Genomic DNA, 4068 nt, shown 5'->3' on the forward strand with positions numbered 1-4068 from the left:
GCATCAGCGATGACCTTGACGAAACCACCGGTATCGTTGGCGGCCATGGCACGGCCGGAAGCGGCGAACGGGAAGGTGCCGTCGTTAACTTCAACGCCTTCAGCTTTCAAGGCCTGCTCGGTTTTACCCACCCACGCGATTTCCGGGTGAGTATAAATAACCGAAGGGATCAGGTCATAGTTCATCTGGGCTTTGTGGCCCTTGATGCGCTCGACAACCATGATGCCTTCTTCCGATGCCTTGTGCGCCAGCATCATGCCGCGCACCACGTCACCGATGGCGAAAACGCCCGGTACGGTGGTCGCGCAGTGATCGTCAACGTGCACGAAACCGCGCTCGTCGAGGGTCACGCCGCTGTCGGAAGCCAGCAGATCAGTGGTCACCGGACGGCGACCAACGGCTACGATCAGCTTGTCGAAAGTAATGGTCTGTTCGCCGTTGGCATCGGTGTAGTTCACAACGACTTCGTCGCCATTCACTTTCGAGCCGGTCACGCGAGCGCCCAGTTTGATGTCCAGACCTTGTTTGGTCAGGGTTTTCAGTGCTTCCTTGGAAACAGCGGTGTCCGCTGCCATCAGGAAGGTGTCCAGTGCTTCGAGGACAACCACTTCCGAGCCCAGACGCGACCAGACCGAACCCAGTTCCAGACCGATCACGCCAGCGCCAATCACGCCCAGACGCTTAGGTACGGTCTGGAATTCCAGAGCGCCAGTCGAATCGACGATGACGTTCTGATCAACCGGAGCCGGTGGAATGTCGATCGGGCGCGAACCTGGAGCCAGGATGACGTTTTCAGCTTCGATGATTTCAACCGAGCCGTCTGGCTTGGTGACTTCGACTTTCTTGCCAGCCAGCAGTTTGCCGTGGCCCTGAATCGAAGTAACGCCGTTAGCCTTGAACAGAGTGGCAACGCCGCCGGTCAGGTTCTTGACGATGCCAGCCTTGCGGCCAACCATCGCAGCGACGTCCATTTTGACTTCGCCGGTCGAGATACCGTGAACGTTGAAGCTTTCTTTCGCTTCCTTGTATTTCCAGGAGCTGTCGAGCAGCGCCTTGGAAGGAATGCAGCCTACGTTCAGGCAGGTGCCGCCCAGGGCTTGCTTGCCTTCAGCGTCGGTGTACTTCTCGATGCAGGCAGTGGTCAGACCCAGCTGCGCCGCCTTGATGGCTGCCACGTAGCCACCAGGGCCAGCACCGATCACTACTACGTCAAATTTCTGCGACATTCAAAAAATCCTCTTTAGCAATAAAGCTACAAGCCGCAAGCGACAAGCTCCAAGCCCACCCCGCTCGCTTTGAGCTTGTGGCTTGAAACTTGAAGCTTGCCGCTGTTTTTTAGATATCCAGCAACAGACGCGCCGGATCTTCCAGCAGGTTCTTGATGGTCACCAGGAAGGTCACAGCTTCTTTGCCATCGATCAGACGGTGATCGTAGGACAGTGCCAGGTACATCATCGGACGGATAACGACCTGACCGTTGATGGCCATAGGACGCTGGATGATGTTGTGCATGCCCAGAATCGCTGCCTGCGGCGGGTTGACGATCGGGGTCGACATCATCGAACCGAAGGTACCACCGTTGGTGATGGTGAAGGTACCACCGGTCATCTCGTCCATCGACAGTTTGCCGTCACGGGCTTTTTTGCCGAATGTTGCGATGCCGCCTTCGATTTCAGCCAGGCTCATCAGTTCGGCGTTACGCAGAACCGGAACAACCAGACCGCGGTCGCTGGAAACGGCAACGCCGATGTCAGCGTAGCCGTGGTAAACGATGTCAGCGCCGTCGATCGATGCGTTAACAGCCGGGAAGCGTTTCAGTGCTTCGGTAGCCGCTTTCACGAAGAACGACATGAAGCCCAGGCGTACGCCGTTGTGGGACTTCTCGAACAGATCCTTGTACTTCGAACGCAGGGCCATGACTTCAGTCATGTCGACTTCGTTGAAAGTGGTCAGCATCGCCATGTTCGACTGAGCTTCAACCAGACGCTTGGCCACGGTGGCGCGAACGCGGGTCATCGGTACGCGCTTCTCGATGCGGTCGCCAGCGGCGAATACAGGAGCGGCGGCCGAAGGAGCAGCAGCCTTGGCAGGCGCGGCAGCCGGAGCGGCTTTCTTGGCAGCAACAGCAGCGACTACGTCTTCCTTGGTCACACGACCGCCTTTGCCGGTGCCGGCAACGGAGGCGATGTTGATGCCGTTTTCTTCAGCCAGCTTGCGCGCAGCCGGTGCAGCAACAGGATCGTCTTCGCCTTCAGCAGCAGCTGGAGCAGCGGCAGCGGCCGGAGCAGCAGCGGCGGCGGCTGGAGCAGCGGCAGCAGCGCCGCCCGCTTCGATGGAGCCCAGCACTTCGTCGGACAGAACGGTGTCGCCTTCGTTCTTGACGATTGCGCCCAGCACGCCGTCGGCGGTAGCCAGAACTTCCAGTACGACTTTGTCAGTCTCGATGTCGACGATCAGGTCGTCACGCTTGACGGCGTCGCCCGGTTGTTTGTGCCAGGTGGCAACGGTGCCATCGGCAACCGATTCCGGGAAAGTGGGGGCTTTGATCTCGATAGCCATTATCTGTAGTTCCTTAAATTCGGTTTCAGGTGCGCGAAGGCATTAAATGGTAAACGCGGCTTGCAGGAGTTTTTCCTGCTGCTCGGCGTGCATCGATGCGTAACCACAAGCTGGGGCAGCAGAAGCCTCACGGCCCGCGTACTCAAGTACGAGAGACTTGTCGAGGTTACCGATGCTGCGACGCAAGTGGTGCTGGCTGCAGTACCAGGCGCCCTGGTTCATCGGCTCTTCCTGACACCAAACGGCATTTTTGACGTTGGTGTACGGAGCCAGGACTTCTTTCAGGTCGTCCTCAGGGAATGGATACAGCTGCTCGATACGCACGATGGCAATATCTTCACGGCCTTCGGCACGGCGTTTTTCCAGCAGGTCGTAGTAGACCTTGCCGCTACACAGAACAACACGCTCGACCTTTTTCGGGTCCAGAGTATCGATTTCCGGGATCACGGTCTGGAACGAACCTTCGGCCAGATCTTCCAGAGTCGAGATGGCCAGCTTGTGGCGCAGCAGCGACTTCGGCGTCAGCACGATCAACGGTTTGCGCAGCGGACGAATCACCTGACGACGCAGCAAGTGGTAAATCTGTGCTGGCGTGGTCGGCACAGCTACCTGAATGTTGTGCTCGGCGCACAGTTGCAGGTAACGCTCAAGACGTGCCGAGCTGTGCTCAGGGCCCTGACCTTCGTAACCGTGTGGCAGCAACATGGTCAGACCGCAGAGACGGCCCCACTTGTGCTCGCCGCTGGTGATGAACTGGTCGATCACAACCTGTGCACCGTTGGCGAAGTCACCGAACTGGGCTTCCCAGATCACCAGCGCGTCTGGCGTGGTGGTCGAGTAACCGTATTCGAATGCCAGTACCGCTTCTTCCGACAGGAACGAGTCGTACAGGTCAAAGCGTGGCTGACCGTCGTACAAGTGCGCCAGCGGAATGTAGGTGCCCGCGTCTTTCTGGTTGTGCAGCACAGCGTGACGGTGCGAGAACGTACCGCGGCCGATGTCCTGACCAGTCATGCGAATCGGGTGACCTTCGAACGCCAGGGTCGCGTACGCCATCGTTTCGGCGTAACCCCAGTTGATCGGCAGGCCGCCGGCTTGCATCTTCTGACGGTCTTCGTAGATCTTCGCGACCTGACGCTGCACCACGAAGCCGTCCGGAATTTCCAGCAGCTTGGCGGACAGTTCTTGCAGGGTTTTCAGATCGAAACGCGTGTCGTGACGCGCAGTCCAGGCGTGGCCCAGATACGGACGCCAGTCCACGAACAACTCTTTGTTCGGTTCTTTGACCAGCGATTTCACGACGTGCAGACCGTTGTCCAGCGCGTTGCGGTATTCGTCGACTTTCGCCTGAACACGCTCTGCGTCGAGCACACCGCCCTGGGTCAGACGATCAGCGTACAGCTCACGGGTGGTGCGCTGTTTGGTGATCTGCTGATACATCAGGGGCTGGGTGCCGCTTGGCTCGTCAGCTTCGTTGTGGCCGCGACGACGGTAGCAGACCAGGTCGAT

At 58.6% G+C, this 4068-nt stretch carries 3 protein-coding genes; all 3 read right to left on the reverse strand.

The genetic code is table 11. From position 1 onward, the window contains the following. The coding region (gene lpdA, locus ACIOMO_RS27645) for a dihydrolipoyl dehydrogenase (RefSeq protein ID WP_401244649.1) at nt 1–1226 on the reverse strand (1226 nt) is incomplete at its 3' end. A gap of 109 nt (nt 1227–1335) precedes the next feature. Further along, nucleotides 1336–2559 (reverse strand): 2-oxoglutarate dehydrogenase complex dihydrolipoyllysine-residue succinyltransferase, encoded by a 1224-nt coding sequence (gene odhB, locus ACIOMO_RS27650; RefSeq protein ID WP_282356393.1) that lies wholly within the window; start codon nt 2557–2559, stop codon nt 1336–1338. 42 nt (nt 2560–2601) lie between these two features. Further along, a partial coding sequence (locus tag ACIOMO_RS27655; RefSeq protein ID WP_401244651.1) for a 2-oxoglutarate dehydrogenase E1 component occupies nt 2602–4068 on the reverse strand: 1467 nt, incomplete at its 5' end.

The sequence above is a fragment of the Pseudomonas sp. NPDC087804 genome (assembly GCF_044742965.1).
Taxonomy (GTDB): domain Bacteria; phylum Pseudomonadota; class Gammaproteobacteria; order Pseudomonadales; family Pseudomonadaceae; genus Aquipseudomonas; species Aquipseudomonas rustica.

Excerpts from the sequence above, each read along its gene's own strand:
- odhB (WP_282356393.1), bottom strand. The coding sequence starts at position 2,559 with ATGGCTATCGAGATCAAAGCCCCCACTTTCCCGGAATCGGTTGCCGAT.